This is a genomic window from Ciceribacter sp. RN22, from assembly GCF_024054295.1.
GTDB lineage: Bacteria > Pseudomonadota > Alphaproteobacteria > Rhizobiales > Rhizobiaceae > Allorhizobium > Allorhizobium lividum.
The window spans coordinates 10,059-13,897 of the sequence record NZ_JAMXLD010000008.1 but is presented as its reverse complement, the minus strand read 5'-3'; the positions used below and the strand labels follow the sequence as shown (position 1 = coordinate 13,897).

The following is a 3,839-nucleotide window of genomic DNA, read 5'->3' as shown; positions in this document are numbered from 1 at the left end:
TGAATGCTTATGTCTTAATCGACCGATTTTGTCGCTGATAAATGTCTTTTATATCAATAGGTTACGAGGCTCCTGCGCACACCGTGACGTCCGCTCCCTCCCGCGTGCGCCGGGTCGTTCGGATGCCGTTGCGACAGTTTGTCCCGGGCGATACGGCAAGGCTTGCGGCCCGAATGCACCGACGTTTCCGCTCTCCCTGGGGAGGGTTTCGTGATGACGCGACGTCCTCCCCGTTCCCCCGAAGCCGGCGCTTCTGCCGGAAAGCTGGCCGGCGAGTCCGGAGCGGCGCTTCTGCAGCGGGCGGCCTTCGGCAAGCGTGCCTCCGCGCCTGATCGTGAACGCTCGGCCCGTCTCGTGCATCTCAGCGTTCTCGCCGGCGAGGTCAGTCTTCTTCTCGGTGGAGAGGAGGTGGCCGACGGCGGACTGGTGTCGATGCCGAGCGAAAGCGACCCGAGCCTGACCATCGGGACCGATGCCGGTCGGTCGCTGAAGGTTGTGGTGGATGCCGAGACCGGGTTCTACGTTCTTCACGAGGACGGCGGTGCCGCCGGCTGCACCATCATCACCGCGAGCGAGGAGCGGCTGCTTGACCATATCGTCAGCCAGCTTGCGAGCGGCTCCGACGACCTCGCCCCCAGAACCCTTGATGCGGCGGTGGATCTTCTCGTCGGGCGGAGCCTCGAAGAAGTCGAGTGGCGGCTGATCCTGCGGGCGCTGCGGCGTTTTGGCGGCGACATGCGCAGCGTTGCCTTCGCCCTCGGAATATCGACCGAGGAGCTCAAGTCGAAGCTGCGGATGCAGCTGCTCACCCGCCGCCGCGTGATCTCCTCCGCGGGAGAACGCCAATGACGATCACAACTGCGCCCTTCTGCTACGATACCCCGTGCGGCGGGCCGGACGACGGGCCGGAGGCGGTCTCCCTCGGATTTGTCGCCGAGCCCGTCGTCGATCTCGTTCATGTCCACGCCGCAGCCCTCTACAGAGAGTGCCTCTTGCGGGTTCGTTTCGGCCGGCAGATGAGGCTCGCACCCGCCGATTTCATCCCCGGCCTCGAGGCGAGCGGCCATATCCGGCTCCTGGATGCCGCGATGGTCGCACTGGTGCTCGACGCACTCGCGGACGATCCGCAGGCCGTCCTCGGCTGCAACATCTCTCCCCTGACGCTGGCTTCGGATGCGTCCTGGCGGGTCATCATGCAGATGATCGCCGGGCGGGCTTCACTTGCCCGGCGGCTGGTGCTGGAGATCACCGAGAGCAGTCCGCTGGATGAGATCGCCGAAGCGTCTGCCCGGCTCAAGGCGGTGCAGGCGCTCGGCTGCCGCATCGCCATCGACGACTTCGGGGCCGGCAGTGCGTCGATACGGCACCTTCACGGGATCAATGTCGACTGGGACATCATCAAGATCGACCGCGGCTGCTTTTCCGGATCGCGCAGCAGGACGCCTTCGGGACGGGAGAGCCTGCGGTCTCTCTTCGCGCTCGCCGCCTGTCTGGCGCCCACGATCGTCGTCGAAGGGATCGAAACGCCCAGGCAGCTGCAACGCGCCCGTGCCGCGGGCCTGTGTTGGGGGCAGGGCTTCCTGTTTTCCGCGCCGGGTCCCGAACGCTGGAAGGAACTCGACGGCGATGCCGGCGATGCGCTGCGCAGGGTTCTGCTGGCGTATCGGCCTGCAGGTCCTGAGGGGCGTGATGAGCCCGTCCGGGCTGGCACAAGGATCACCGGTGCGCCGGGTGGGCCGGCTATCGGTCAGTGGCTGCGCTCGCTGTTTTCGCCTTTGTCGGGGAGGGAGCGCTGATGCGGAAAGAGATTGCTCCGATCATCGCGGGATGGGTGTCCTCCAGGATGTTCGACCGGCTCGAGCAGAAGGCCCGAGCGACCGAGGCCATGCTGCGGCAGCGCTCGTCGGCACAATTGCGCGCTGCCGAAGTGGACCTCGTCTTCGCCCACTATCTCTATGGACTTGTCACGTCCGTGATGGGCGACGCCTCGCCCGAGTTTCGCCTCGGCATGGTGCGTCATCTCGGGGGCCTGGTGCTGCCGGTCGAGGCTGTGACCGCCGCACTCCACACCGTGCCGCCGACGGGCGAGGGTGCTTGCGCGCGAATGTTGCCGGTCGCCGAGCAGGCCGGCCGGCGGGACGGGGACGCAATACGCGAGATGGACGATCCCGCCGCCAGCGAACCGATCGAGCCGGGGACGGCGCCCGTGCATGTGGCGGACGAGGGCCGCCGGAGTCTGGGGGTCGCAGGATGATGCAAGCTCGTGACCATTTGCCGTATCGCAGCGAGACCTGGAAATCAGGAGGTCTAATGGACTGGAGCGCGCTTGTCCGCTTCACCCGCCGCGTCGGCGTCGGCGCAGCCGCCGTCAGCCTGGCGCTGATGAGGCTCGCCGCCAAACTCCACCCCGCTCCGGCGCCGCTCGCCGTCAACCGGCTGCATCCCGCAGGAACCGGTCCCGATCAGGCTTCGATCCGCGGGCCACTACGCCCAGCCCTTGTCGTGCGGCCCCATCCGCCGCCCCGCCGCTGCTGACGCAACCGCCCGGGGCCGGTCCCCCTCAGACATCACGCATTCGCATGGAGAGAAAGCTCCCGACCCGACAGCGGGTCGACGGGGCCAGGGAAAGTGTTGACCATGAAGAACCTCGCTGTTCGAGCATTCAAAACCCTTGTCCGTATCGCAAAGCGCGAACCAACCGCCACCCGTGCCTCGACAGCGATTTCCTCGACCGGGAAGAATAATCCCTTCTTTCCAGTCGGAAGCACGTTGAACCTCAATGGTCATGGGCGTCTTGCGAGTTACGCCTCGGTTCTCACTGTTGCGTTGGGGATATCAGCAGTATTCACAACGACGGATGCGACTGCTCAATCCCTTCCCACCCTCACCTGCGAATCCAACGGCTCCGTTTTCAACACGGGGTACAACGCGACGACCGGCGGCAAGTTGGCTTCTGGGCTCGACGCCAACTGGGACGTGGCGCTGTGGCACGCGCATGTGCCGGCCGCGACAGCGCCGCCGGCGGGGCTGACCTATAATGACGCCGTGGTGCTGGACAATCCCCCATCTGGCTATATGCCTTCGCCGTTCAACAATGCCACCTGGATCGGCGAACGCAATACCGGCATGCATCCAGATCAACCGGCTCAGACCGATTGGGATGGATTCTTCAGGTATCGGTTTAATCTGGATCCGGCAGTCGCGCCCGAATCCCTGTCGCTGAGTGTGCTGACGTTTTATGCCGACAATTCGGTCGTGGAGATATGGGTCAACGGCGTCGCCCAGGGTATTCACAGTAACTATGGCGCCACGGACCCATATTGGTATGTGGGCTTTGTGGCCGGCAGCGGTGCCTCCGGTGAGATGAATGGCCCTTGGCAGACGGGATTCAATGAAATTGTCGTTCATATAGTATCCGGCCCTGGTGCGATTGCTTTTTTGGCGCAGATGGAGACGACGGCGCTATGCAAGCCGAAGTTGACGCTGCAGAAGACCGTGGTCAACGACAACGGCGGTACGTCTCAGCTCTCTGATTTCACGTTGACGGCATCCGGGAACACGCCGATGTCGGGGGCGAGCGGCTCACCCGAGGTGACAGGGGCAGAGGTTGCTCCGGGTACCTATACATTGGCTGAAACCGGCCCGGCCGGCTATATCGCATCCTCTTACAGCTGCTCTATCGACGGTGGCGCGGCGACCTCCGGAAACTCGGTGGCTCTTGAGAACGGTAACGCTGCCGTCTGCACGATCACGAATGACGACATTCCGCCGACGGTGACGATGGCGAAGAGCCTTCTGTCGGAGAGCGGTTCTCTCGCGGGTGTTGCCGAACCCGGCGA

General features: G+C 64.5%; 5 protein-coding genes. All 5 read left to right on the top strand.

Annotation, left to right across the window (positions count from 1 at the left end; genetic code table 11):
• The first annotated feature begins 210 nt into the window (after window positions 1–210).
• Window positions 211–849 carry a helix-turn-helix domain-containing protein gene (locus NHF53_RS22165; RefSeq protein WP_252836134.1) on the top strand — a complete coding sequence of 213 codons (639 nt, stop codon included), beginning with the start codon at window positions 211–213 and terminating at the stop codon, window positions 847–849.
• The gene (locus tag NHF53_RS22160; RefSeq protein WP_252836133.1) at window positions 846–1,796 is read left to right on the top strand and encodes an EAL domain-containing protein; all 951 of its coding nucleotides are present in this window, start codon (window positions 846–848) and stop codon (window positions 1,794–1,796) included. The genes NHF53_RS22165 and NHF53_RS22160 overlap by 4 nt, the downstream gene beginning before the upstream one ends.
• Complete coding sequence (locus NHF53_RS22155; RefSeq protein ID WP_252836132.1) at window positions 1,796–2,254, top strand: hypothetical protein; 459 nt, start codon at window positions 1,796–1,798, stop codon at window positions 2,252–2,254. Before NHF53_RS22160 ends, NHF53_RS22155 begins: the two co-directional genes overlap by 1 nt.
• A 56-nt stretch (window positions 2,255–2,310) precedes the next feature.
• The gene (locus tag NHF53_RS22150; protein ID WP_252836131.1) at window positions 2,311–2,535 is read left to right on the top strand and encodes a hypothetical protein; all 225 of its coding nucleotides are present in this window, start codon (window positions 2,311–2,313) and stop codon (window positions 2,533–2,535) included.
• Window positions 2,536–2,637: 102 nt separating this feature from the next.
• A partial coding sequence (locus tag NHF53_RS22145; protein WP_252836130.1) for a hypothetical protein occupies window positions 2,638–3,839 on the top strand: 1,202 nt, incomplete at its 3' end.

Bases quoted from the DNA above. Each gene is read 5' to 3' on its own strand.
- NHF53_RS22160 (WP_252836133.1), top strand. From the start codon at position 846: ATGACGATCACAACTGCGCCCTTCTGCTACGATACCCCGTGCGGCGGG.
- NHF53_RS22150 (WP_252836131.1), top strand. From the start codon at position 2,311: ATGGACTGGAGCGCGCTTGTCCGCTTCACCCGCCGCGTCGGCGTCGGC.
- NHF53_RS22155 (WP_252836132.1), top strand. From the start codon at position 1,796: ATGCGGAAAGAGATTGCTCCGATCATCGCGGGATGGGTGTCCTCCAGG.